Source organism: Phenylobacterium sp. (genome assembly GCF_037138395.1).
Taxonomy (GTDB): domain Bacteria; phylum Pseudomonadota; class Alphaproteobacteria; order Caulobacterales; family Caulobacteraceae; genus Phenylobacterium.
This window is the reverse complement of the sequence record NZ_JBAXIM010000004.1, coordinates 1-22,052: the sequence shown is the minus strand read 5'-3', so window position 1 is coordinate 22,052 and position 22,052 is coordinate 1. Positions and strand designations below refer to the sequence as shown.

Genomic DNA, 22,052 nt, shown 5'->3' with positions numbered 1-22,052 from the left:
GGCCGCCTGACCGGGGCGGCCTAGGCCCCCTGGATCAGGCGCACCGCCTCGTCCAGCCCGGAGGCGTAGGCCTCCAGGGTCTGGGCTGTGAGCTTCATATAGCGGTTAGCGTCAACCCAGCGCTCTTCCTCGATGGCCTCGCGGATGCCTGGCAGGGTCTTTGCGCCATACCCCGTGAAGCGCCCGGGCGCATAGAGCATGTTCCGGTACCAGGGCCGGCCGGGAAGGCCCGGGTCGCGGGCGAGGGTCATCTCGAGGCGACGCTGCAACTCGAAGAGCTGGCTCCGGGTGGCCTTCGAGAGGCCGGGTCCCCGGGCCGCCAGGGCCTGGTCATAGGCCGCAGCGCTCTTCTGGAGATGTGTGACCGCCGAATCCAGGGGCGCGAAGCTGATGTCAGGTACGGGCGACAGGGCGGTCGGATCCGCCCGTGGGCGGGTAGGATCATCGGCGAGGCGGTAGGCGCCGGACGCCAGTAGCCGGGACTGGACCTGCTGGGCATCCCGACGCGAGGCGGTGAGCTTCTTGATCTCGTCCCGATAGCCAGCGACCGTCTCGGCCAGGTTGCCGTAGACCTGAACGGGCAGGTCAGCGTCAGCAATGCGCGTGACCAGGCGGGCGCCCACCTTGGCGAGGGCTGCGGAATAGGCCAGGCCGGGATCGTCGAATGCCAGGTGGTGCTCCCAGGTGTCGTAGGCCGAGTGATAGACGCCGCCAGAGTTGCCCTCCCCCCCGAAGCTGAAGTTGATCGAGGGTATGCCCAGGTGAGCGATGAAGGCGGAATAGTCGGACCCGGAGCCGAGGGCACCGATGGGGAGGTCATGCGCCGGATCCGCAGCGAGCTTCGCCTGGGCGGCTGCGCGCTCGCCGGCGCCGGGCTCCGCCCCCCTCACCTGCATGGAGGCCCTGAGCCGCTGCGCCACGGGAACTCCGGTCTCAGGGTCCTGGACGTCGGCGATCACCTGGTTGACGTAGTGCTCAAAGGCATGGCTGCCCTCGGCGCCGAACTGGCCCCGCTCGTTGCCGTCACTGTTCAGGTAGATGACCGCCTTGGCCTTCAGCTCATCGGCGTGGGTCTCGGCCCATTCCGTGGACCCCAGCAGCATGGGCTCCTCAGCATCCCAGCTCAGGTAGACGAGGGTCCGCTTGGGCCTCTGTCCAGCCCGGGCCTGGGCGCCGATGGCCTTGGCCTCAGCCATCAGCGATACGTGGCCGCTGATCGGGTCCGCCGCGCCGAATACCCAGCCATCACGGTGGTTGCCCCTCAGCACCCACTGGTCAGGCTGTTCGGACCCCTTCAGGACAGCGACCACGTCGTAGATGGTCTTCAGGCTCCATTCGGACTTCACCGCAAGGTGGACCTTGACCGCGTCGGTCCCGCCCAAGTGGTAGGTGATCGGAAGCCCGCCCACGAAGGCGGCGGGGACCACACTGCCCTCCAGGGCCTCCAGGAAGTGGCGGGCGTCGCCATACGAGATCGGCAGGACGGGGATCTTGAGGACCGTCTCGGCGGTCTCCCGGGTCAGGCGCTTTGCATTTTCAGTCGCACCAACCCCCGGAGTCAGGGGATCGCCGGGATAGATCGGCATGTCGGCCACGGAGCCGCGCTGGAAGCTCTGGGCCGGTCGGCCGCCACCCTTGGGATAGACGTCATCCGTCCCATAGCCGTCCTGCTGGGGGTCTGAGTAGATTATGCAGCCGATCGCCCCATGGTCCTGGGCCAGCTTTGGCTTCAGGCCCCGCCAGCCCACGCCGTAGCGGGCGATGACGATCTTGCCCTTGACCGACACGCCCATGCGCTCAAGGGCGCGATAGTCCTCGGGCATGCCGAAGTTCACGTAGACCAGCGGGGCGGTGACATCGCCGTCGCCCTGAAAGGCGACATACGCCGGAAGCTGGTCCTTCGTCTTCGACGAGGACCCGTCGCCGGGCACCGGGGCCTCGGTCAGGGTCGCCCGGAAGGGCGTCGGGGTCAGGCGCTCCAGGCTCACAGACAACGGGGTCGGATAGAGCACCTGGAAGGTCTCGATCCGCGCGTCCCAGCCCCAGGACTGGAACTGGTCACGCACCCACTCGGCGTTTCCCCGGCTGGCGGGCGAGCTGACATGGCTGGGCTCGGCCGCAAGGCGCTTCATCCACCCCACCATCTCGTCGGCGGAGATCCGGGCGTCGAGGCCGGCTTCGTCCCGGGGCTTGGCGGAGGCAGGGGCCACGGCGACCGCCAGGGCGATCAGGGGGAAGATCCAGGGGGTTGAGCGGCGCATGATGTCCTCGTCGGAACTCTGAAGGGTCAGACTACTTGGGGTTGGTCGGCTGCACAGTCCCCGTCCCCAGCTTGCGCCTGAAAAAGTCCAGGGTCGTCCGTGTTCTGTGCATCAGGTTGGCCTGGGTCCAGCCGGCCCGGTGCCGCAGTCCCGGGTAGACCATGGCCTCAAAGGCCGTTCCGCGCGCCTGGAGGTTGGCCATGACCCGGGTGGAGTTGTCAAAGGTGACGTTATCATCGGCCATGCCGTGGAGCAGAAGGAGGCTGTCCGGCTTCAGGCGGCCCAGCCGGGCCGTTACCTCGGAGGCGGCGTAACCGGCGGGGTTCTCCGACGGCTTGCCCATGTAACGCTCTGTGTAATGGGTGTCGTAGAGGGTCCAGTCGGTCGGCGGCGCCCCGGAGACCCCGGCGGTGAAGGGGGTGTCGGGAGCGGTCAGCAGCATGAGCGTCATGTAGCCGCCATAGGACCAGCCGGTGACCCCGATCCGCGCGGGATCGACGAAGGACTGACCCGCAAGCCAGCGGGCGCCGGCGATCTGGTCACCGACCTCCAGCTGGCCGAGCCGCCGGTCGATAGCGGTCTTGAACGCCTGCGACCGGTTGGGCGTGCCCCGGTTATCGAGGGAAAAGAGCAGGAAGCCCGACTGCAGATAGAGGAGATCAGCGGGATCGTTCCAGACCTTGCGGACCTGGGCGCTGCCGGGGCCGCCATAGACTTTCACGACAACCGGGTAGCGCCGGGAGGGATCGAATCCGGGCGGCTTGCGCAGGGACCACCACAGGTCCGATCCGTCCTGGGCCTTCAGGGTCCCGAACTCCGGCGCAGGCAGACGGTCGCGGTAGGGCGCCATCGGGTGCCTAGAATCGAGGGCGTTTTCCTCGACCCAGCGCACCCGACTCCCATCGGCACGGTAGAGCCCGGTCCGGGGCGGTGTGGCGGGGTCCTCGTAGGTTCCCGTGAAGGCGGTCCCTCGCCCGGCGACCTTTACGGTCCACCAGCCGCCAGCGGGTGTGATCGCCTTTGGCGGCGCCGGACGCTTCCAGGAGACCTCGTAGAGCCTTCGCTCGACAGGGGTGTCGCGATTGGCGGTGAAGAAAGCTACGCCCCGGGTCTCGTCGACCCCCTGCAGGGCGTCGATAGGCCAGTCACCCTGCGTGACCTGGCGGATGGGCCGACCGTCCGCCCCATGGAGGTAGAGGTGTTTCCAGCCCGACCGCTCGGAGGACCAGAGGAAGGTCCCGTCCTTCAGCGGACGGAAGTCGTCGGAGAGCTCCACCCAGTGGGCGCTCGTCTCCGTGAGCAGGATCCGCGAGCGGCCGTCGGCGGGGTCCACCGCCAGCAGATCCAGCCGCTTCTGGTCCCGGGACTGGCGCTGGACGTAAAGAGTTCGGCCGTCTCGCGACCAGTCCACCCGGGCCAGGTAGACATCCGCGTCCGCCCCAAGGTCCACACGGACGGGCGCGCCGCCGGAAAGACTGGCGACGAACAGCTCGACCCGGGCGTTGGGGCGTCCGGTCCGGGGATATCGCTGGGCCACAATCACCGCCCCGGCTGCATTCACATCGAGCCGCTCGACCACGTCCACGCCGGACAGATCGGTCCGGGTCAGGGCGATCCGGGTCTCATCCGGGCTCCACCAGTAGCCGGTCTGGCGGTCTATCTCTTCCTGGGCGATGAACTCGGCGGTCGCCCAGCTTTGGAGCTCGGAGCCATCTTGGGTCAGGGCCCGGGCGTCCCCGCCGCCGGATGGTGCCACCCAGAGATTGTCCCCGCGGACGAAGGAGACGAAGCCGCCCCGGGGCGAGACGCGGGCGTCGATTTCGTCGTCCGGCGTGTCCGTCAGACGCCGCAGCGAGCTGTCGCTCCGGGACCAGAGCCAGAGGTCGCCCTCCACCGGGGCCAGGATGAACCGGCCTTCGTCGTCCCAGTCGTAGGACACGACGCCTGAGGTCTGGACGCCCTGGCGCTCGCGCCGGCTCTTCTCGGCCTCGGACAGGACCCTCTCGCCCGGGATCAGGGCGGCGGAGTCGATCAGGCGGCGGGGTGCCCCGCCCGCCACGTCGGCGGCCCAGAGGTCCGTGACCCGGGGATTGTCCGCCCGGGCGCGGAGGTAGGTCACCAGGGTCCCGTCCGGGGACAGGGCGACCCCACGTGCCCTCGGGCCACTTAGGTCCGGGGCCGAATAGACCCGCTCCAGGGCCAGATCGGCAGCGGCTGCCCCTTCGGCCGTCAGGGCCAGGGCCAGCACCCCTGCAACAAGCTTCATTCGGTCACCTCCGGTGGGCGGGATCAAGGCCGGCTGTCCCGCCCAAGGGCAGGCCCGGGTCGTCAGATGAGGGCAGAGGGCTCCAGGCCCAGCTCCTTGAGCAGGGGCTCGGCATAGTCCACCCGGCCGGTCATGGTCGCCGGATCCGCCTTGGCCAGCTGGTAGACCGCCTCGGCGATGTACTCGATGGGCTGGACCCGGTCCTTGGACTGCGCGTTGATCAGGCCGTGCACCGCCACGCCGGGCGTGTCCACTAAGCCGGGCGACACGACGTTGACGGCGATCCCGTTGGCCTGGACCTCGGATGCGAGACCTGTGGAGAACCGCTCGAGCGCCGCCTTGCACAGCCCGTAGACGGTCCCGCCCCGGCCCGCGCCGTAGGGCAGCTTGGGATGGATGCCGGCCGGCGAGGAGATGTTCACGATGGAGCCTGAGCCCCGCTCGATCATCGAGGGCAGGACCAGCTGGGACAGATGGAAGGGCGCATAGACCTGCACCTCCATCATCAGCTTGAAGCGCTTCTCGGTGAAGTCGACCACCGGCATGAAGTAGGTGATGGCGGCGTTGTTGATGAGGATGTCGACGGGGCCATACAGGGCGGCGGTCTCGTCGATCAGGCGCTCGCGGTCCTCCATAAGCGCGAGGTCGGCCTTGATGAAGGCCGCTTCGGCGCCGGCCCGGCGCAGGCGGTCCACCGTCTCGTGCAGGGTGCCAGGCAGGCGGCTTTCTCCGGACTCAGCGGTCCGGGCCGAGGCCACGACCCGGGCACCCTCCATGGCCAGGCGGGCGCAGATCGCCTCACCTATGCCGCGGCTGGCGCCGGTGACCAAGGCCACCTTGCCCTTGAGGGTTCCGTTAGGATTGATGACGGGCTGTGACATGGGGCGGCCTCCCGGACCTTATGGAGTTCAAGTTATTCCTGAACCCTCACCCCGGAGGCGGCGCGAGGCAAGGCCCCGCGCGCCGCCTCAGCCTGCGAGCAGGGCCCGGATCGCGGCCAGGCCCTCCTCAGCGCGCGCGGCGTCAGGGGCTCCGCCCTGGGCGAAGTCCGGACGACCGCCCGCCCCCTGCCCGCCCATGGCTAGAACGGCGGCCCGCACGAGATCGACGGCGCTTAGGCTATGGATGGCGGTGCCGGTGACCGCGACATTCGCGGTTGCCTTGCCGTCCGCCGTACCGACCAGGGCGATGACGCCGTTCGGGACCTGCTTCTTGAACTCCTCGGCGATGGGCCGCAGGTCCTTGCCGCCGACGCCATCCAGGATCCGGGCCAGGAGCTTGACGCCTCCGACATCCTCGATCTCCCCGGCGCCCTGGCCGCTCCCGCCCATGGCGAGCTGGCGCTTGGCCTCGGCCAGGTCCTTCTCGAGCTTCCGGCGCTGGGCCTCCAGGGACTCGACCCGGGCAAGGACCTCCGATACGGGCGTGCGGAACTGCTCGGAGAGACTGCGGGCCACCGAAGCCTGCTCGACCAGCCAGCGGCGGGCCGCCTCGCCGGTCAGGCCCTCGATCCGCCTCACGCCGGCGGCGACGCCGCCCTCAGAGACGATCTTGAACAGGGCGATGTCCCCAGTCCGGTTCACGTGGGTGCCGCCGCAGAGCTCCACGGAATAGGCGCCCTCGCCCTCCAGGGCCGCGCCCAGGGTCAGGACCCGGACGGAGTCCCCGTACTTCTCGCCGAAGAGGGCGACGGCGCCGGCGGCGATGGCCTCGTCGGGCGCCATCTCCTCGGTCCGGGCCGCCTGGTTCTGGCGAATGACGGCATTGACCTCGGCCTCGATGGCCTCGATCTCGGCGGGGTTGACCGGCCCGCCATGGCTGAAGTCGAAGCGGACCCGCTCGCCGTCCACCATCTGGCCCTTCTGGGACACGTGGGGGCCAAGGACCCGCCTCAGGGCCGAATGCAGGAGGTGAGCCGCCGAGTGGTTGGCGCGGGTGGTACGGCGAAGATCGGAGTCTACCGCCAGCCGGACCCGGTGACCCGCCCGAAGCGTTCCTTCCAGGATCTCGACTTCATGGATGAAAAGATCACCAGCCTGCTTTTGCGTATCCAGGACGCGGCCCCGACCACCCGGCCAGGTCGCCAGTCCCACATCCCCCGCCTGGCCGCCGCTCTCGGCATAGAAGGGTGTGCAGTCGAAGACCGCGAAGACGGTCTCTCCGGTAGCGGCGGAGGTGACCTCGGCGCCGTCCTTCACCAGACCGACCAGTTCGCCCTCGGCCTCCGTCCGGTCGTAGCCCAGGAACTCGGTGGCCCCGAGGCGCTCGCGGATGCCAAACCACTCCGCTGCCGCCGCCGCCTGACCAGACCCCGTCCAGGCCTCCCGGGCCATTTCGCGCTGGCGCTTCATGGCCTCCTGGAAGCCATCCAGGTCCACCGCCACGCCCCGGGCGCGCAGGGCGTCCTGGGTCAGGTCGAGGGGAAAGCCGTAAGTGTCATAGAGCCGGAAAGCGGTTTCGCCAGGTAGCCGGTCGCCCTCCCCAAGGCCGGTGGTCGCCTCCTCCAGGAGGGACATGCCACGGCCCAGGGTGCGCCGGAATCGCTCCTCCTCCTGGCGCAGGGTCTCGACGATGACCGGCTCGGCCCGCCGCAGCTCGGGATAGGCCTCGCCCATCTCGGCCACCAGGATCGGCGCCAGGCGATGCATCAGGGGCTCCTGGGCTCCCAACAGGTGGGCGTGGCGCATGGCCCGGCGCATGATCCGGCGCAGGACATAGCCGCGCCCCTCGTTGGAGGGCGAGACGCCGTCGGCGATCAGGAAGCTGGTGGAACGCAGATGGTCGGCAATGACCCGGTGGGAGGCAGGCTCACCGCCCTCGCCCACCAAGCCCTGCGAGGCCGCGATCAGGGTGCGGAAGAGGTCGGTGTCATAATTGTCGTGCACGCCCTGCAGGACGGCAACGATGCGCTCCAGTCCCATGCCGGTGTCGATCTGCGGCTTGGGCAGGGGCCGGCGGGTCCCGTCGGCCAGCTGCTCGAACTGCATGAAGACGAGATTCCAGATCTCGACAAAGCGGTCGCCATCCTCCTCAGGACTGCCGGGCGGCCCGCCCCAGATGTGCTCGCCGTGGTCGTAGAAGATTTCCGAGCAGGGGCCGCACGGACCGGTGTCCCCCATGGACCAGAAGTTGTCGCTGGTGGCGATACGGATGATCTTGTGGTCCGGCAGGCCCGCGATCCGCTTCCACAGGTCCGCGGCCTCGTCGTCGGTATGGTAGACGGTCACGCACAGCTTCTCGGCGGGGATGCCGAAGGTGCGGGTCAGCAGGCCCCAGGCCAGCTCAATGGCACCTTCCTTGAAATAGTCGCCGAAGGAAAAGTTCCCCAGCATCTCGAAGAAGGTGTGGTGGCGGGCCGTGTAGCCGACATTGTCGAGGTCGTTGTGCTTGCCGCCGGCGCGCACCGACTTCTGGGATGAGGTCGCCCGCAAGGTCGGCGGGGTCTCGGCGCCCGTGAAGTAGTTCTTGAACGGCACCATGCCCGCGTTGACGAACAAGAGGGTCGGGTCGTTCTGCGGCACCAGGGGTGCCGAGGGGATCACCTGGTGACCATTCGTCTGGAAATAGCTCAGGAAGGTCGAGCGGACGTCATTCAGACTGGGCATGGTGCGGCTTCTGGACTGGCGGGACGGCAGGCCGGCGGACGTAGGAAACGTCCGTCTGCGCCGCCGCGGAAGCTCGACCGTTTAAGGGACTTGGAGGGGCTCGCCAAGGATTGAGGCGGGCCCGCTCCCGATTCCGGCCCGGTGCGCTGCACAGGGCCGGTTCGTGTATCCCGGGGGCACCGCCCGGGATCAGTCCGCGTCGTCCTCGGCGGTGGGGCCGACCAGGAGTTCTTCCTGGATGACCTCGCGGGCCCCGCGCACCTGGGCTTCGATCTGGTTGGCGATGTCGGGATTGGCCCGCAGGAACTCGCGCACGTTGTCGCGACCCTGGCCGATGCGCTGGCTGTTCCAGGAGAACCAGGAGCCGGACTTCTCGACCACTCCGGCCTTGACGCCCAGGTCGATGATTTCGCCCAGCTTGGAGATCCCCTCGCCGTACATGATGTCGAACTCGACCTCGCGGAAGGGTGGGGCCACCTTGTTCTTCACCACCTTCACGCGGACATTGTTGCCGACGATCTCGTCCCGAATCTTCACCGACCCGGTGCGGCGGATATCGAGGCGAACAGAGGCGTAGAACTTCAGGGCGTTGCCGCCCGTAGTCGTCTCAGGCGAGCCGTACATGACGCCGATCTTCATCCGGATCTGGTTGATGAAGATGATCATGGTCTTGGTCTTGGAAACCGAGGCCGTGAGCTTACGCAGGGCCTGGCTCATGAGGCGGGCCTGGAGGCCAGGAAGGGAATCGCCCATCTCGCCCTCGATCTCGGCCCGGGGGGTCAGGGCCGCCACCGAGTCGATCACGATCACGTCGATAGCGTTTGAGCGCACCAGGGTATCGGTGATCTCGAGAGCCTGTTCGCCAGTGTCGGGCTGGGCGACGAGGAGTTCGTCCAGGTTGACGCCCAGCTTGCGGGCATAGGCCGGATCCAGGGCGTGCTCGGCATCGATGAAGGCGGCGGCGCCGCCAGCCTTCTGGACCTCAGCCACCACGTGCAGGGCCAGGGTGGTCTTGCCCGAGCTTTCCGGGCCGTAGATCTCGATGATCCGCCCCTTGGGCAGGCCACCAATACCAAGAGCAATATCCAGTCCGAGGGAGCCCGAGGACACCGCCTCGACCTCCATGCTCGCCTTATCGCCGAGCTTCATCACGGCGCCCTTGCCGAAGGCCCGGTCAATCTGGGTCAGCGCCGCCTCAAGGGCCCGCTGCTTTTCACCGTCTTCTTTCACCACGAGCCTCAAAGCCGACTGATTGGACATGATCCGAGGTCCTTATCCCATGATTCCGCGGCCCAGGGCCGCCCATCGACGCCATCGCCGATGACAAAGCGGTACCCGGTTTGTTCTCTGTTCGCAAGATGTTCTCTTTCGCCATGAACGAGGGGTTGCGTCCAGTTTTGACGTAGGCCCTGGGATCAGGTCCCCGGGGTGTAGTCCGGGCGTCCGCCAAAGGTCATGCCACCGTCCACCACGAGGTCGTGGCAGTTGACGAAGTGGCCCTCGTCGCTGGCCAGGAAGAGGGCGGCCGAGGCGATGTCCCGGGGATAGCCGGTCTTCTGGACCGGCGTCGCCCTGGCGATGCTCCGCTCCAGCTTGGCCATGGAGGCCGCCACGTGGGCCGCCTCCATGGTGACGGCGCGCTCCGATCCCCCAAAGAAGATCGGCGTGGCGATTCCACCGGGCGAGATGCAGTTCACCGTCACCCCGAGCCGGCCGAGTTCCATGCCGGCCAGCTTGGTTGCCTGGGTCACCCCGGCCTTGGCGATGGAATAGAGGTAGCCGCCGCGGTGCGCCTGCAGGGCCGCCACCGAGGAGTTGTTGATGATGGCACCCCAGCCCTGGGCGGCCATGACCGGCGCGGCGTGCTTCATGCCGTAGAGGGTGCTGGAAAGCAGCAGGCGCATGGCGTCGTCGAACTGGGCCTCGGTGAAGTCCGTGACATTGCCCTGGGTGCCGCCGCCGGCGTTGTTGAACAGGATATCGAGGCGCCCGAACGCCGACACCGTCGCGTCGATCGCTGCCTTGATTTCGGCCTCGATGCGCACGTCGGCGCGGTGGAAGCGGGTATTGCCGCCCAGGGCGGCGACCATCTGCGCGCCCTTGTCTGCGTTGCGCCCGACGATCATCACCTTCGCGCCCTCGGCGACGAAGAGCTCCACCGTCGCCTCGCCAATGCCACTGGTGCCGCCGGTGATCATCGCCACCTTACCGTCAAGTTTTCCCATGTCTTCCTCCCCACACTGCGATCGCGCCATATTGACACCTGGGTATGATGACAAACCGCAGGCCGCAAGCTCTGCGGACCCCAAAATCCTGCAGCCCCTGCGGGTGCTTCGAAATCTTGAGCCATCGGTATGTTTGGTCTAGGCTCACATCAAAGACATGAGGGAGAACGGCCATGGCCGACGGATCGGGACTGAACATCGCTTCTCTGAAGGGGCGGGTGTCCGAAGCGGAATGGAAGGCGCGGGTCGAGCTGGCGGCCCTCTACCGGCTGGTGGCGATGTTTGGCTGGGACGATCTGGTGGACACCCACATCTCCGCCCGGATCCCCGGCCCGGAGCACCACTTCCTCCTCAACCCCTATGGCCTGTTCTGGGACGAGATCACGGCCTCGTCCCTGGTCCGCATCGACGGGGACGGCAACATCCTGCAGGAGACGCCCTATTTCGTGAATTCGGCGGGCTTCACCATCCACTCGGCCGTGCATATGGCGGTGGAAAACGCCAACTACGTCATGCACCTGCATTCCGAGTACGGCGTGGCCGTCTCCGCCCAGACCGAGGGGCTGATGCCCCTCAGCCAGTTCGCCCTGACGGTGATCAACAAGATTGCCTACCACGATTATGAGGGCATCGCCCTGAACCTGGACGAGCGCGAGCGGCTGGTGGCGGACCTCGGCGACAAACCCCTGATGATCCTGCGCAACCACGGTACCCTGGGTCTGGGCTCCACGGCCGGCGACTGCTTCCGGGCCATGTACACCCTGGAACAGGCCTGCAAGGTGCAGATCCACGCCCTGGCTGCCGGCCGCGACCGGGTGCTGATCGCCCCCAGTACGGCCCAGGAGGTGGTTCACGAGCAGACCCGCCGCGGCGTAGGCGGTGCCCTGCCCTGGCCCGGCCTGCTGCGCCGCCTCGACCGGCTGAGCCCCGGCTACGACGCCTGATCCCTTAGGTGACAGGGCCGGCCCCCGGGCCGGTCCGGAGAGGGCCTGATGGCTGTTGAGTCCGTCGACGTGGTGATCATCGGCGCCGGGGCCTCCGGCGCGGCGGCGGCCTGGAGCCTGTCCGACACCCGCATGCATATCGTCTGCCTGGAGCAGGGCGACTGGCCCGATCCCGCCCGCTATCCCAGCACGGGACGGGACTGGGAACTGAGGGCCATGTCGGACTTCAGCTTCAACCCCAACCAGAGGCGGAATCCGGGCGACTACCCGATCAACGAGGACAACTCGCCGATCAAGATCGCCAACTTCAACGGCGTTGGCGGCGGGACGGTGCTCTATGCGGGCCACTTCCCCCGGTTCCATCCCTCGGACTTCCGGGTGCACAGCCTAGATGGCGTGGGCGAGGACTGGCCCATCGACTACGCCACGCTCGAGCCCTTCTACGATGAGAATGACCGGATCATGGGGGTCTCGGGCCTCCAGGGAGACCCCGCCAACCCGCCGCGACCGGAGCGGATGAAGCCCATACCTCTCGGGCGGGCCGGGGCGGCGGTGGCGCGGGGCTTCAACGCCAAAGGCTGGCACTGGTGGCCCTCGGACAGCACCGTTGCCACGGAATCGCACGGGGGCCGCGCGCCCTGCATCAACCTCGGCCACTGCCTGCACGGCTGCGCCCAGGGCGCCAAGGCCAGCACCGATATCACCTACTGGCCCCTCGCCCGCCGGGCCGGGGTCGAGGTCCGCACCCGCTGCCGGGTGCGCGAGATCACTATCAATGACGAGGGCCGGGCGACCGGCGTGGTCTATTACGACGCCGAGGGGGTGGAGCGGTTCCTGGGCGCTGAGGTGGTGATCCTCGCCTGTAATGGGATCGGCACCCCCCGCCTGCTGCTCAACTCGACCTCAAAGCGCTTCCCGGATGGCCTCGCCAACTCCAGCGGCCTTGTGGGCCGGAACCTGATGTTCCACCCTTATGCCTATATTTCCGGCCGGTTCGAGGAGACCCTCGACGGCGGGCGGGGCCCGTCCAACGGCCTGTGGAGCCAGGAATTTTACGAGACCGACCTGGGCAGGGGCTTTGTGCGCGGCTTCACCTACGAGTTCTCACGGGGCCAGGGTCCGGTGATGACCGCCCTGTCTGGCATGGGCCGGGGCCAGTTGCCCATCGGCGCCGGCCACCACGAGGCCTACCGCCGGCTGCACCAGAAGACCACCGGCATGGTGGCCATCTGCGAGGACCTGCCGGAACTGCACAATCGCGTCACCCTCGATCCCGACCTGAAGGACGCCCACGGCATCCCCGCGCCGCGCATCGACTACACCCTCAGCGACAACAGCCGGCGCATGCTGGCCTTCGCCATCGACCGGGCGAGCGAGGTCCTGAAGGCGGCGGGCGCCGTGCATGTGCATTCGGAGTCGCCCCTGTCCATCGGCGGCTGGCACCTGATGGGCACGGCGCGCATGGGCCTCGACCCCCAGACCTCGGTGGTCAACGAATGGGGCCGCAGCCACGACGTGAAGAACCTCTTCATCATCGACGGCAGCGTCTTCGTGACCTCGGCGGGGGTGAACCCCACCTCGACCATCCAGGCCCTGGCCCTCTATGTCGCCGACGCGATCAAGTCGCGCCTGGCCAACCTGTTCGATTGAGCCCCCCATGACCGCCCCCCTTTCGCCCGCGGAGCTGGACGACCTGAGGGCCCTGGCCGGGGCCATGATCCCGGCGAGCCAGGCCTATGGTGTCCCGGGTGCCGATGACGCGGAAATCTTCGCCGAGATCGCCAGGGGGGCCGGGGCCTCGGCCGACGCCCTGCGCCGCCTCACCCCCGACCTTGGCGAGGGGCCGGGAACGCTGGCCCTGATGGACCGCGAAACCCTTGAAGCCCGACTGGTGCAGGCCTGGGGCCCCGATGCGGGTGCCCTCTACGCCCTGGCGCTGATGCACTATTACCGGGACGACCGGGTGATGACCGCCCTGGGCCTCGAGCCCCGGCCGCCCTTTCCCCTCGGCCACCCCCTGGAGGACGCCGACCCGGCCCTCCTCGCTCCCGTCAAGGCCCGGGCGCCCTTCTGGCGACCCGCAACCTGAGAGGACCCGCCATGCTCCTGCCCCTGTCCGACGCCGAGGTGGCCGAACATGTGGCCTGCATCGCACGCGACGGCTACGCGATCCTTCCGGACGCCATTCCACCAGACTTCCGCCAGGAGATCTGCGACGAGCTGGACCGGCTGGAGAGCGTGCGGCCCGGGGGCGACATTCCGCCCGGTCCCTTCACCGGGCGGGTCACCCGGCGCTGGTTCGACCTGCTGAACGACGGCGAGGTCTGGCAGAGGGTAGCGGTACATCCCTGGATCCTGCAGATCCTGCCCCACGTTCTGGGCGAGGGCTTCCTGCTGTCGACGATGGGCAGCGCTGTCGTCGGGCCGGGTGAGCCGGCACAGCCGATCCACGTGGACGATGGCGTCTACGCCTTCCCGCGCCCCCACCCCAACCTGGTGTGCAACACCATGTGGGCCCTGACCGACTTCACTGAGGCGGCGGGCGCCACCCGCGTGGTTCCCGGCAGCAACACCTGGGACCACGACCCAGACCCCCGCACGGCCTACGACACCCTACCCCTGCTGATGCCGGCGGGCGGGCTCGCCTTCGTGGTGGGAACCTGCTTCCACGGGGCCGGGGCCAACCGGTCCGACCGGGACCGGGCGGCGCTGACCATCAACTACTGCAATGGGTCCATGCGCCAGCAGGAGAACCTCATGCTGGGGATCAGCCCGGGGCGGATGATGGGATTCGCCCCGGAGCTGCAGGATCTGCTGGGATTTCGCACATCCAAGGGCTCTGGGCACATCTTCGCCCAGGATCCCCGGCTGGAGATGCAGCGTCACTATGGAGATGTCGCCGCCGAGGACCCCTACCTTGCCAGGCGCAACGCCCTGCACGGTGACAGGACGGCTCGCCGTCCGGCCTGAGGCCCCCGACGGACGACGGGTCAGGCCTTCCCGCTGAGGAAGCCCTTCATGAGGTTTACGGCGTCATCGACCACGCCGCCGTCGTGGTTGGCGTCAAGCGAGGCCAGGACATCGCCGAACCCCCCGCCCTGAAGCTTGCCGAGCAGGCCGCTGACAAGGTCACTGCCGGCGCCGCCCGCGTGACCCTGAAGCGCGGCGACCACGCCGGGGAGCATTGCCATTACATGAGAGACGTCCAGACCGGCGGTCTCCGCGACGCCCGAGGCGATATTGGTCACGTCATGTCCCTGGGAGAGCTGGCTCAGGACGCCGCTAAGGGCGGTCTGAGCAAGCGCCGGGTCAATCCCGAGCTTGCCGATGGTCTCGGCCAGGGCGGGATTCTGGCTGACGCCCGCAATGATGTCGTTGATGTCCATGAGTTTTTCCTCTCGAGTTAGGTTTCTACCATTGCCGGACTTTTCCGACATCCACGTGAACAAAGTCGGAGTCCGGATAATATCCCACGCCGCCACGCCCCAGGGCGAGGGCGGTGTCCCGGAGCCGGGCCAGAGACACCCCGGGAATCCGGATGTCCATGGCCATGCCCTGCATGTGGAGGCTGCGCGTCGCAACGCCTGACGAGTTGGCGTGGAGGGCAGCGTTACTGGCCGGCGAACGATAGCCGGAGATGACCTGCACGGCTCCCGGGCGGCCGACCTGGCCGGCGAGACCCGCCACCAGGTCCAGAAGCCCCGGCGCCATGGGGTGGACTTCGCCCGTCCGGTGATCCCTCAGGACCCGATCCAGAGCCGCAAGCGCGTCGGGCACGTAGCGGCCACCTTCGAAATAGGTCGCGGCCAGCTTTTCACCAGTATGAAGGTTCACGAGGGAAAGTTGCCGTGGCGCGGAGGCCAGGGCCTCCCTGGCCAGTAGGGCGGGTGCGGCGAACCCGAGGGCTCCGGCCAGAAGCCTGCGGCGTCCGATCATGGACAGGTCTCCTCTGCGCCCCGAGGCCTGTGTGCCCGACGCGCAGCCGCCTGGCAAGCCGGAGCGGATCACACGCCCGGAAGGGCGGCGGCGAGGCGGGCGTCCCAGCCGTAGACATCGTCGAGATAGCTGATGCGGCCGTCCAGTCCCGGGATCGCCGTCCAGTGGACGACATAAAGGGGCTCCTGCCGGGTCAGGGCGATGCGCAGGGTCGCACCCGTCGCGATATCCACCTGCATCCGCTTCCCACCCCGGCCCTGTGGGGCCAGCAGAAGGTCGGCCAGGACCTGGGGGGACTCCACCCGCATGCAGCCATGGCTGAGATGGCGTTCCCGTCGATTAAAGGCGTCCCGTCCCGGCGTGTCGTGCAGGTAGACCCCAAAGGGGCTGACGAGGTCGAACTTGACGAGCCCGAGGGCCGCCTTCGGTCCAGGCGGTTGCTGAAGGCGACCCCCGATGCGCACGTAGCCGTTGCGCGCCAGGTAGCCGGGATCGCGGGCCGCCTTGGGCAGGATCTCCTCCCGGGCGATGCGGTCCGGGACGTTCCAGGGCGGGTTCAGGACGATGGTGTTGAGGCTTGAGGCGAAGATCGGCGTCGGGTCCTTGACCGACCCGGGGATCACCCGGAAGGCGTGGACGATTCGCCCGCCCCTGTAGAGGGCTCCAGTCGCCGCCCCTGTGTCGATTTCCAGCCGGTCCTGCGGCAGGGACCGCGGCAGCCAGCGCCGCCGCTCCATATTGGCGTCGACCTGGGCGAGACGGAATTCTGCCGGGGTGTTGAAGTGGCGGAGCGTCGCGGGGCCGAGGACGCCGTCCACGTCGAGTCCGCTGCGAAGCTGGTAGTCAGACAGGGCACTGCGCAGGTCGGGGCCGAAGTGATCCGGTGCCGGACCGCCAGAGGCGACGTCACCCTCCGCCTCCAGGCGTCGCCTGAGCGCCAGGACCCCGGGGCCAATGTCGCCCTGTCGAAGGGCCCGGCCTTCGGCAAGGCGGGGCCAGCCACCCGTCCGGGCGACCTCGGAGAGATGCAGGCGGGTCCTCGCCAGCGCCGCATAGGCCTCGTCACCGGGGGAGAGGGCGCCGGCCCAGGCTTGAAGGCGGCCTGCGGCGTGGGCCTCCGACATCTCGCGGCCGACCTGCCTCGGCGGGGCGGCCAGGGCCCAGAGGGGGTCGAGGTCGCCGGGCTTCAGGGTCTGGCCAAGCTCGATGGCGGCGAGACGCTCCACGCGGGTCCAGAGTTCGGCATCGGGGATGGCCGGGGCGGGTTGCGCTCGCCCGGCCCTGACGAAGGCTGACAGCAGGGCTGAGCGCTCTGGCGGAGACAGGGAGAGGCTGGGGGGAGGCGCGGCCCAGGCGCCGGCACCGCCCGCAAGCGCAAGGACCAGGACCAGCAAGGCGAACTTCAGTTTCATCGGGGGCTCCGAAGGGCACCGGCGACGCCAGCGCGCCCAGACGGGAGCGAGGGTAGGCGACGGTGGGGCCCGTCCGCAATGCCCGCAAGGCTCCAAGACCCCTTCCCTCCGCAGCGATACGGATCAAGGATGGGCCAAATACCTGACGGTGGGAGGATCGGACATGACGGATGCGCAAGGAACCGGCAATCCGGAGGGATCGACCGACTGGGCCGCTCTTTCGGCGGAGCTCGAGCAGACCCTGCGCCTGCGCTCCATTCCCTTCGCCATGAAGATGTTCGAGCACCGGGCGGATATGGAGGCCATACCCCGCATCCGCCGACCCAGCGCCGTCCACACCCTGGACCAGGTGGTGGGCCAGGCCTCGCGCCTGGGCTGGACGGTGGGCGTCACCGCAGACGACCTCGTGGGCGCCCAGTGCCGGGCGGTGGTCGGCCTGGGGAGCGCCAAGACCGACGACTGGCTCTCGGGACGGCACATGAAGGGGGTCTGGTTCGAGGACGAGGCTGGCGCGGCGGCGCACCAGGCGGCCATGCACTGCGTCCCGGACGGGCAGTTCGAGGCCCTGGCGGTCTCGCCCCTGGCCAGCGGCCGGCTCGGCGAACCCGACATCGCCCTCTTTTACGCCACCCCGGGAGCCATGATGTACTTCATCAACGGCTTGCAGTGGTCGGGCTACAAGCGCTTCGACTGGGGCGTGGTGGGAGAGTCCGCCTGCGCCGATTCCTGGGGCCGGGCCCTGACGACCCGGACGCCGAGCCTGTCCATCCCGTGCTTCGCCGAGCGTCGCTACGGGGGAGTCCTCGATGATGAAATGCTGATGGCGACCCCGCCAGAATACCTCTTCAAGGCCCTGGCCGGAATGAAGGCCCTGGCGCGCAACGGCTTCCGGTATCCCTTCCCCCAATACGGCGTGCAGCAGGACGTCCGCGCCGGCATGGCGGTAAGCTACGGGAACGGCTGAGGTCGCCTCAGGCGCGGCGGCGAAGCGCGTTGACGCCCAGGCCCGCCAGCATAACCGTGACGGCGCCGGCGAGGATGCCTGCAACCAGGGGCCCGGACAGACCCGGAAGGGCGGCGAAGGCCGGTGACAGGGCGAACACAACACCGGCCCCGAAGACACCCCCAACCGCACCCAGAAGCGCGTTGCCGAAGGGCCCGGTATCTGCGGACCGAAGCAGGTTGCAAAGCATGCAGCCGCCGACGATCCCGCCGATGATGTGAACCGCTAGCACGAGAGAGCCCGCACCCATTCGACAGCCCCCCTGAGGTCAATCAACCTTTACAAAGAGTTCACAGGATCGGGCGCGGGTCAATCGGGGCTCACCGGCTTGTGATCACTTGAAGAGGTGACCCCAGGTCTGGCGGAGTTGGGCCTTCTGGACCTTTCCCATGGCGTTCCTTGGTAGGGAGTCCACGAAGACCACGCGCTTGGGCGTCTTGTAGGGCGCCAGCTGGCTGCGAAGCCTGGCGATGAGGCTGGCCTCGTCCGGCGCCGGGCTCTCGGCCTCGACCACAGCAACCACGCCCTCGCCAAAGTCCGGATGGGGAACCCCGATCACGGCGCTCTCGCGGATCCCGGGAAGCTCATCGAGGATAAGCTCCACCTCCTTGGGATAGACATTGTAGCCGCCGGAGATGATCAGGTCCTTGGCCCGGCCAGAGATCCAGAGCCGGCCGTCCGGATCGACCCGGCCGACATCCCCGGTGATGAAGTAGCCATCCGAAGTGAATTCCTCCCGGGTCTTCTCCGGCATGCGCCAATAGCCCGAGAAGACGCTGGGGCCCCGGATCTCGATGACCCCGGTCGCCTCCCCGCCCCCGATGCGAAGCTCGACACCCGGCAGGGGAAAGCCCACCGACCCGGCGATACGTTCGCCCTCGAGCGGATTGGTGGTGATGATCACCGCCTCGCTCATGCCGTAGCGTTCAAGGATCCGATGGCCCGTCCTGACCTCGAAGGCCTCGAACGCGCTTTCCAGGAGGGGCGCCGAGCCGCTGATGAACAGGCGCATGTGGGCCACCGCTTCCCGGGTCAGGCCTGGGTTGGCGAGGAGCCGGGTGTAGAAGGTCGGAACCCCCATCATGACCGTTGACCGGGACAGGCCCTCCAGGACGGCCGCGTCCTCGAATCGGTTGAGCCAGACCATGGGGCCGCCTGAAAGGAAGGCGCAGTGGAGAGCCACGAACAGGCCGTGGACATGGAAGATCGGCAGGGCGTGCAGCAGGACGTCGTCCGGCGAGAAGCCCCAGGCTTCGTGCAGGGCCAGGGCGTTGGCGGCCAGGGCGCCGTGGGTCAGCATGGCCCCCTTGGAGCGCCCCGTGGTGCCGCTGGTGTAGATGAGTGAGGCCAGGTCAGACGCCGCGCGGGGCTCCACCCGAGGGTCGGGATCAAGGGCCGCCGCCTCTGCCACGAAGGCCCCGGCGTCCTGGATGAAGACGACGGGCTCGGCGTCCTTCAGGAAATAGTCCACCTCCGCAGGCGTGTAGGCCGCGTTCAGGGGCAGGAAGACCGCGCCCGCCCTCAAGGTCGCGAGGTAGATCACCACCGCGTCCACAGACTTCTCGACCTGCAGGGCGACCCGCTCGCCAGGCACCGCGCCCCGCCGCCTCAGCAGGTTTGCGACCCGTGCGGTGCGATCCTCCAGGTCGCCGTAACTGACCGGTTCCAGGCCGGGCTGGAGAAAGCAGGGACGGCTCCGGTCCGACGGAAACCGGGACGCCAGAAGATCATAGAGATTGTCCGACATGTTCCCTCCCTGGCCCGCATCTCCGGCGGCGCAGACGCCTCGGCTAGCACGACGGACCCCAAGACCCCAACCCCCAGCGCCCTTTCACGACTCTTGCGAGGGCCTGCGATCCCAGCCATGCATTGACAGCTACGCTGGCAGGTCTCTCTCCTGCAGGCAGACAATCATCGTCAGGAGGACGGATATGGGGATCGGCGCGGTTCTGGCGGTCAATGCGGGGGTTTCGGCCCTCTGCTTCCTGGTCCTCTGGCGCGTGGCCGTCGCCCTGAAGGACCCCAGCTTCATCGACAGCTGGTGGGGCGCAGGCATGGTGGTGATCGCGGTCTCCACCTACCTTCAGTCGGGGGGCGGCCCGCATGCGGTCCTGCTCACCCTGCTGTGCGCGGCCTGGGGTCTGCGGCTGGGGATCTACCTCTTCTGGCGCTGGCGCCAGCACGGGGCCGACCGCCGCTATACCCGCATGATGGCCGACGCCAAGGAGAAGAAGGGCTGGGACTTCGCCACGGCCAGCCTGATCTACGTCTTCTCCCTCCAGGCGCTCCTGCAGTTCATCGTCTGCCTGCCGGTTCAGCTGGGCCAGTCCTCGGGGCCGGCAAGCCTGGGGCCGCTGGCCTGGGCCGGCGCCGCCCTGGCGGTGACAGGCATCCTCTTCGAGACCATCGGCGACGCCCAGCTGGTGCGCTTCAAGGCCAATCCGGACAATGCGGGCAAGGTGCTCGACACGGGACTGTGGCGCTACACGCGCCACCCCAACTATTTCGGTGACGCCTGCACCTGGTGGGGCCTCTATCTGATCGCTGCAGACACTGGCCTGCTGGGTGCCCTGTCCATCGTGGGTCCGGCCCTTCTGACCTTCCTGCTGACCCGCTGGAGTGGCGTGCCCACCACCGAAGGGCCCATGCGTCGGAAGAAGCCCGACTACGCCGACTATGTGGCGCGGACCTCCAGCTTCATTCCCATGCCGCCGAAGCGCGTGAGCTGAAGTCGGGGATCCTCTCCGGACCCGCCCAGACGGCGTGGGTCCCGCTGGAGATCTTGTGCGGCAGGGCGATCCGGCAGACCGGGCCGTCCTCAATCTTGCGGGCGTCCAGCAGGATGCATTCCGAAGCCTGCCGGTTCTCGTCAATCAGGAAACTGACCAGGTAGCCGTCATCCTCGGCGGTCGCATCTCGCCTCGGCGCAAAGGGCGCCTCGCTTGCGAAGACCCCCGGCGGCAGGCGGTATTCCGTGGACGCCCCGGTCTCGAGGTCAGACTTTACGAAGCCGTTGAACAGGAACCAGCCGGGTTCGGGCAGTGTGGAATAGGCATAGCGGTAAGGTAGCCCGGCGTAGCGGCCATTGATCATGCCGAACTCCATGATCCTGGGGTCCAGCCTTTCCTCCCGGGTCGAGCCATCCCGCAGGTTGAAGCGCCAGCGGTGCAGGTGCGGACGAAAGCTCATCTCATCCAGGTAGGCCATCATGTGGCCGAAGCCGGGGGGGGCGTCGGCCCGGGGCTGGGGCATGGGCTCGTCCTGGAAATAACCGTCCAGGACCACCTCGTCGCCGTCCTCATAGGCGTTCAGCCAGTGCAGGACATAGGTGGGCGCGGCCTCGAACCAGCGCGGCGTCCCGCCTTCCCGGGGCAGGATGGCGAACCGGCTGGGCAGGCCCTCATGCAGGCGCACCGCGTGTATGCCCCGCGCCAGAAGGTCCGCATCCCAGAACACCGGCAGGTCGTTCAGGATCACGAAGCGCTCGGTGAAGGCCATGTCGTGCGGCAGGCGCGGCCCAGGAAGGTCGATGGCCTGCAGGACCTTCAACCGGTTGTCCGCCCCGACCAGTCCGTAATGCAGGTAGGGCGCATGTTTGGAATAGTTGAAGAACATCAGCTCGCCAGTGCGCGCGTCCACCTTGGGATGAGCGGAGATCCCGTCGATGGGGGTCCAGGCCTCAACGCCCAGGGTCTCAAGGGTGATGGGATCCAGCCGGTAGCCCTCGCCGCACTGGTAGAAGGTCGAAAGGGCGGTCCCGGCGTGGACCAGTATGTCGGTCGAGGACGAGTCCTTCAGGGCACCATGGGCACCAAAGCCCGGCCGCTTGGCCAGTTGGACGGGATCGGCCAGCCCGCCCCAGAGGGCGCCTCCCGCCTCCTGTTCGGCCTGGAAGCCACGGGTGCGCACGAAGCGGTTGGCATAGCTGGCGCGTCCGCCCCGGAAGACCATCCTGTGGATCATCCCGTCGCCGTCGAACGGGTGATAGCGCCCCAGGGGCTGATGAACCGGGTTCTCGGTATTGCGCAGGTAAACGCCTTCGAGGTCCTCGGGGATGCGGCCCTCGATGACCTCTGGGTCCGGAAGGTCCACCTCCTCGTGGAGAGGGGTCCAGGCACCGGTCAGGTAGGGGTGGTTCGTCTCCCGGAGGGTCGTCAGGACCGGGGACTGTCGACGGAGGGGCATGGCGGACCTCGGCTGGGTGCAGCAGGTCAGACTAGACCTCCGGCCCGTCCCCGTCGAGCCGCGGTCCCTGGCGCATGGGCCGGGCCCGGAGCCGGGCCGGAGGCGGGGTCTGGCGGAAGTCCCCGGCAACACCGATCCGGGCGTTACAGTCCGGGCAACGGACCACCGCCTCGTCCGGTCCCTCTGCGGGCGGATCAAAGAAGGCCCCGCAGGGC

Annotated in this window: 18 protein-coding genes and 1 pseudogene; 6 read left to right on the top strand and 13 right to left on the bottom strand. The window is 68.2% G+C overall.

Annotated elements, in window-relative coordinates; all coding sequences use genetic code 11:
* Positions 1 to 20: 20 nt before the first annotated feature.
* The 6 genes from WCJ52_RS00610 to WCJ52_RS00585 form a co-directional block, all read right to left on the bottom strand.
* Positions 21 to 2,261 carry a transferrin receptor-like dimerization domain-containing protein gene (locus WCJ52_RS00610; protein ID WP_336901345.1) on the bottom strand — a complete coding sequence of 747 codons (2,241 nt, stop codon included), beginning with the start codon at positions 2,259 to 2,261 and terminating at the stop codon, positions 21 to 23.
* 31 nt (positions 2,262 to 2,292) lie between these two features.
* Positions 2,293 to 4,527, bottom strand: coding sequence for a S9 family peptidase (locus WCJ52_RS00605; RefSeq protein WP_336901344.1), 2,235 nt, complete (start codon positions 4,525 to 4,527; stop codon positions 2,293 to 2,295).
* A 62-nt stretch (positions 4,528 to 4,589) separates the two neighbouring features.
* A complete protein-coding gene (locus WCJ52_RS00600) occupies positions 4,590 to 5,408 on the bottom strand; it encodes an SDR family oxidoreductase (RefSeq protein WP_336901343.1) in 819 nt (272 codons plus the stop codon).
* A gap of 87 nt (positions 5,409 to 5,495) precedes the next feature.
* Entirely contained in the window at positions 5,496 to 8,132 is a 2,637-nt protein-coding gene (gene alaS / locus WCJ52_RS00595) for an alanine--tRNA ligase (RefSeq protein ID WP_336901342.1), read from the bottom strand.
* A 189-nt stretch (positions 8,133 to 8,321) separates the two neighbouring features.
* Positions 8,322 to 9,392 carry a recombinase RecA gene (gene recA / locus WCJ52_RS00590; RefSeq protein ID WP_336901341.1) on the bottom strand — a complete coding sequence of 357 codons (1,071 nt, stop codon included), beginning with the start codon at positions 9,390 to 9,392 and terminating at the stop codon, positions 8,322 to 8,324.
* 155 nt (positions 9,393 to 9,547) lie between these two features.
* Positions 9,548 to 10,357 (bottom strand): SDR family oxidoreductase, encoded by an 810-nt coding sequence (locus WCJ52_RS00585; RefSeq protein ID WP_336901340.1) that lies wholly within the window; start codon positions 10,355 to 10,357, stop codon positions 9,548 to 9,550.
* 173 nt (positions 10,358 to 10,530) lie between these two features.
* On the opposite strand from WCJ52_RS00585, the gene WCJ52_RS00580 reads away from it, so the two are divergent.
* From WCJ52_RS00580 to WCJ52_RS00565, 4 genes are read left to right on the top strand one after another with little or no spacing between them, the layout of a single operon-like run.
* On the top strand, positions 10,531 to 11,301 hold the full coding sequence (locus WCJ52_RS00580) for a class II aldolase/adducin family protein (protein WP_336901339.1): 771 nt from the start codon (positions 10,531 to 10,533) through the stop codon (positions 11,299 to 11,301).
* A 48-nt stretch (positions 11,302 to 11,349) separates the two neighbouring features.
* On the top strand, positions 11,350 to 12,951 hold the full coding sequence (locus tag WCJ52_RS00575) for a GMC family oxidoreductase (RefSeq protein ID WP_336901338.1): 1,602 nt from the start codon (positions 11,350 to 11,352) through the stop codon (positions 12,949 to 12,951).
* 7 nt (positions 12,952 to 12,958) lie between these two features.
* Positions 12,959 to 13,390, top strand: coding sequence for a hypothetical protein (locus tag WCJ52_RS00570; protein WP_336901337.1), 432 nt, complete (start codon positions 12,959 to 12,961; stop codon positions 13,388 to 13,390).
* 11 nt (positions 13,391 to 13,401) lie between these two features.
* Positions 13,402 to 14,271, top strand: a complete 870-nt coding sequence (locus WCJ52_RS00565) for a phytanoyl-CoA dioxygenase family protein (protein ID WP_336901336.1) — start codon at positions 13,402 to 13,404, stop codon at positions 14,269 to 14,271.
* A 20-nt stretch (positions 14,272 to 14,291) separates the two neighbouring features.
* On the opposite strand, the gene WCJ52_RS00560 is transcribed toward WCJ52_RS00565, so the two are convergent.
* The 3 genes from WCJ52_RS00560 to WCJ52_RS00550 form a co-directional block, all read right to left on the bottom strand.
* A complete protein-coding gene (locus WCJ52_RS00560; protein ID WP_336901335.1) occupies positions 14,292 to 14,687 on the bottom strand; it encodes a hypothetical protein in 396 nt (131 codons plus the stop codon).
* A 25-nt stretch (positions 14,688 to 14,712) separates the two neighbouring features.
* Complete coding sequence (locus tag WCJ52_RS00555; protein WP_336901334.1) at positions 14,713 to 15,237, bottom strand: DUF882 domain-containing protein; 525 nt, start codon at positions 15,235 to 15,237, stop codon at positions 14,713 to 14,715.
* Between the two features lie 68 nt (positions 15,238 to 15,305).
* Complete coding sequence (locus WCJ52_RS00550) at positions 15,306 to 16,649, bottom strand: L,D-transpeptidase family protein (RefSeq protein WP_336901333.1); 1,344 nt, start codon at positions 16,647 to 16,649, stop codon at positions 15,306 to 15,308.
* A gap of 163 nt (positions 16,650 to 16,812) precedes the next feature.
* Between WCJ52_RS00550 and WCJ52_RS00545 the strand changes: the two genes are divergently transcribed.
* Positions 16,813 to 17,613, top strand: a complete 801-nt coding sequence (locus tag WCJ52_RS00545) for a DUF169 domain-containing protein (protein WP_336901332.1) — start codon at positions 16,813 to 16,815, stop codon at positions 17,611 to 17,613.
* Positions 17,614 to 17,620: 7 nt separating this feature from the next.
* Here the strand turns inward: WCJ52_RS00545 and WCJ52_RS00540 are convergent, their stop codons facing one another.
* Positions 17,621 to 17,902 carry a hypothetical protein gene (locus WCJ52_RS00540; protein ID WP_336901331.1) on the bottom strand — a complete coding sequence of 94 codons (282 nt, stop codon included), beginning with the start codon at positions 17,900 to 17,902 and terminating at the stop codon, positions 17,621 to 17,623.
* Between the two features lie 84 nt (positions 17,903 to 17,986).
* Complete coding sequence (locus WCJ52_RS00535) at positions 17,987 to 19,399, bottom strand: AMP-binding protein (protein ID WP_336901330.1); 1,413 nt, start codon at positions 19,397 to 19,399, stop codon at positions 17,987 to 17,989.
* A gap of 184 nt (positions 19,400 to 19,583) precedes the next feature.
* Between WCJ52_RS00535 and WCJ52_RS00530 the strand changes: the two genes are divergently transcribed.
* Complete coding sequence (locus WCJ52_RS00530; RefSeq protein ID WP_336901329.1) at positions 19,584 to 20,381, top strand: DUF1295 domain-containing protein; 798 nt, start codon at positions 19,584 to 19,586, stop codon at positions 20,379 to 20,381.
* On the opposite strand, the gene WCJ52_RS00525 is transcribed toward WCJ52_RS00530, so the two are convergent.
* Both WCJ52_RS00525 and WCJ52_RS00520 read right to left on the bottom strand, forming a co-directional pair.
* Positions 20,350 to 21,837 carry a carotenoid oxygenase family protein gene (locus WCJ52_RS00525; RefSeq protein WP_336901328.1) on the bottom strand — a complete coding sequence of 496 codons (1,488 nt, stop codon included), beginning with the start codon at positions 21,835 to 21,837 and terminating at the stop codon, positions 20,350 to 20,352. The genes WCJ52_RS00530 and WCJ52_RS00525 overlap by 32 nt on opposite strands.
* A gap of 31 nt (positions 21,838 to 21,868) precedes the next feature.
* Positions 21,869 to 22,052, bottom strand: a pseudogene (locus WCJ52_RS00520) (hypothetical protein); the annotation flags it as partial.

Coding starts and splice junctions, on each gene's coding strand:
- WCJ52_RS00570 (WP_336901337.1), top strand. CDS start 12,959: ATGACCGCCCCCCTTTCGCCCGCGGAGCTGGACGACCTGAGGGCCCTG.
- WCJ52_RS00530 (WP_336901329.1), top strand. CDS start 19,584: ATGGGGATCGGCGCGGTTCTGGCGGTCAATGCGGGGGTTTCGGCCCTC.
- WCJ52_RS00575 (WP_336901338.1), top strand. CDS start 11,350: ATGGCTGTTGAGTCCGTCGACGTGGTGATCATCGGCGCCGGGGCCTCC.
- WCJ52_RS00545 (WP_336901332.1), top strand. CDS start 16,813: ATGACGGATGCGCAAGGAACCGGCAATCCGGAGGGATCGACCGACTGG.
- WCJ52_RS00605 (WP_336901344.1), bottom strand. CDS start 4,527: ATGAAGCTTGTTGCAGGGGTGCTGGCCCTGGCCCTGACGGCCGAAGGG.
- WCJ52_RS00540 (WP_336901331.1), bottom strand. CDS start 17,902: ATGGGTGCGGGCTCTCTCGTGCTAGCGGTTCACATCATCGGCGGGATC.
- WCJ52_RS00565 (WP_336901336.1), top strand. CDS start 13,402: ATGCTCCTGCCCCTGTCCGACGCCGAGGTGGCCGAACATGTGGCCTGC.
- WCJ52_RS00585 (WP_336901340.1), bottom strand. CDS start 10,357: ATGGGAAAACTTGACGGTAAGGTGGCGATGATCACCGGCGGCACCAGT.
- alaS (WP_336901342.1), bottom strand. CDS start 8,132: ATGCCCAGTCTGAATGACGTCCGCTCGACCTTCCTGAGCTATTTCCAG.
- WCJ52_RS00550 (WP_336901333.1), bottom strand. CDS start 16,649: ATGAAACTGAAGTTCGCCTTGCTGGTCCTGGTCCTTGCGCTTGCGGGC.
- WCJ52_RS00610 (WP_336901345.1), bottom strand. CDS start 2,261: ATGCGCCGCTCAACCCCCTGGATCTTCCCCCTGATCGCCCTGGCGGTC.
- WCJ52_RS00555 (WP_336901334.1), bottom strand. CDS start 15,237: ATGATCGGACGCCGCAGGCTTCTGGCCGGAGCCCTCGGGTTCGCCGCA.
- WCJ52_RS00525 (WP_336901328.1), bottom strand. CDS start 21,837: ATGCCCCTCCGTCGACAGTCCCCGGTCCTGACGACCCTCCGGGAGACG.
- WCJ52_RS00560 (WP_336901335.1), bottom strand. CDS start 14,687: ATGGACATCAACGACATCATTGCGGGCGTCAGCCAGAATCCCGCCCTG.
- recA (WP_336901341.1), bottom strand. CDS start 9,392: ATGTCCAATCAGTCGGCTTTGAGGCTCGTGGTGAAAGAAGACGGTGAA.
- WCJ52_RS00535 (WP_336901330.1), bottom strand. CDS start 19,399: ATGTCGGACAATCTCTATGATCTTCTGGCGTCCCGGTTTCCGTCGGAC.
- WCJ52_RS00600 (WP_336901343.1), bottom strand. CDS start 5,408: ATGTCACAGCCCGTCATCAATCCTAACGGAACCCTCAAGGGCAAGGTG.
- WCJ52_RS00580 (WP_336901339.1), top strand. CDS start 10,531: ATGGCCGACGGATCGGGACTGAACATCGCTTCTCTGAAGGGGCGGGTG.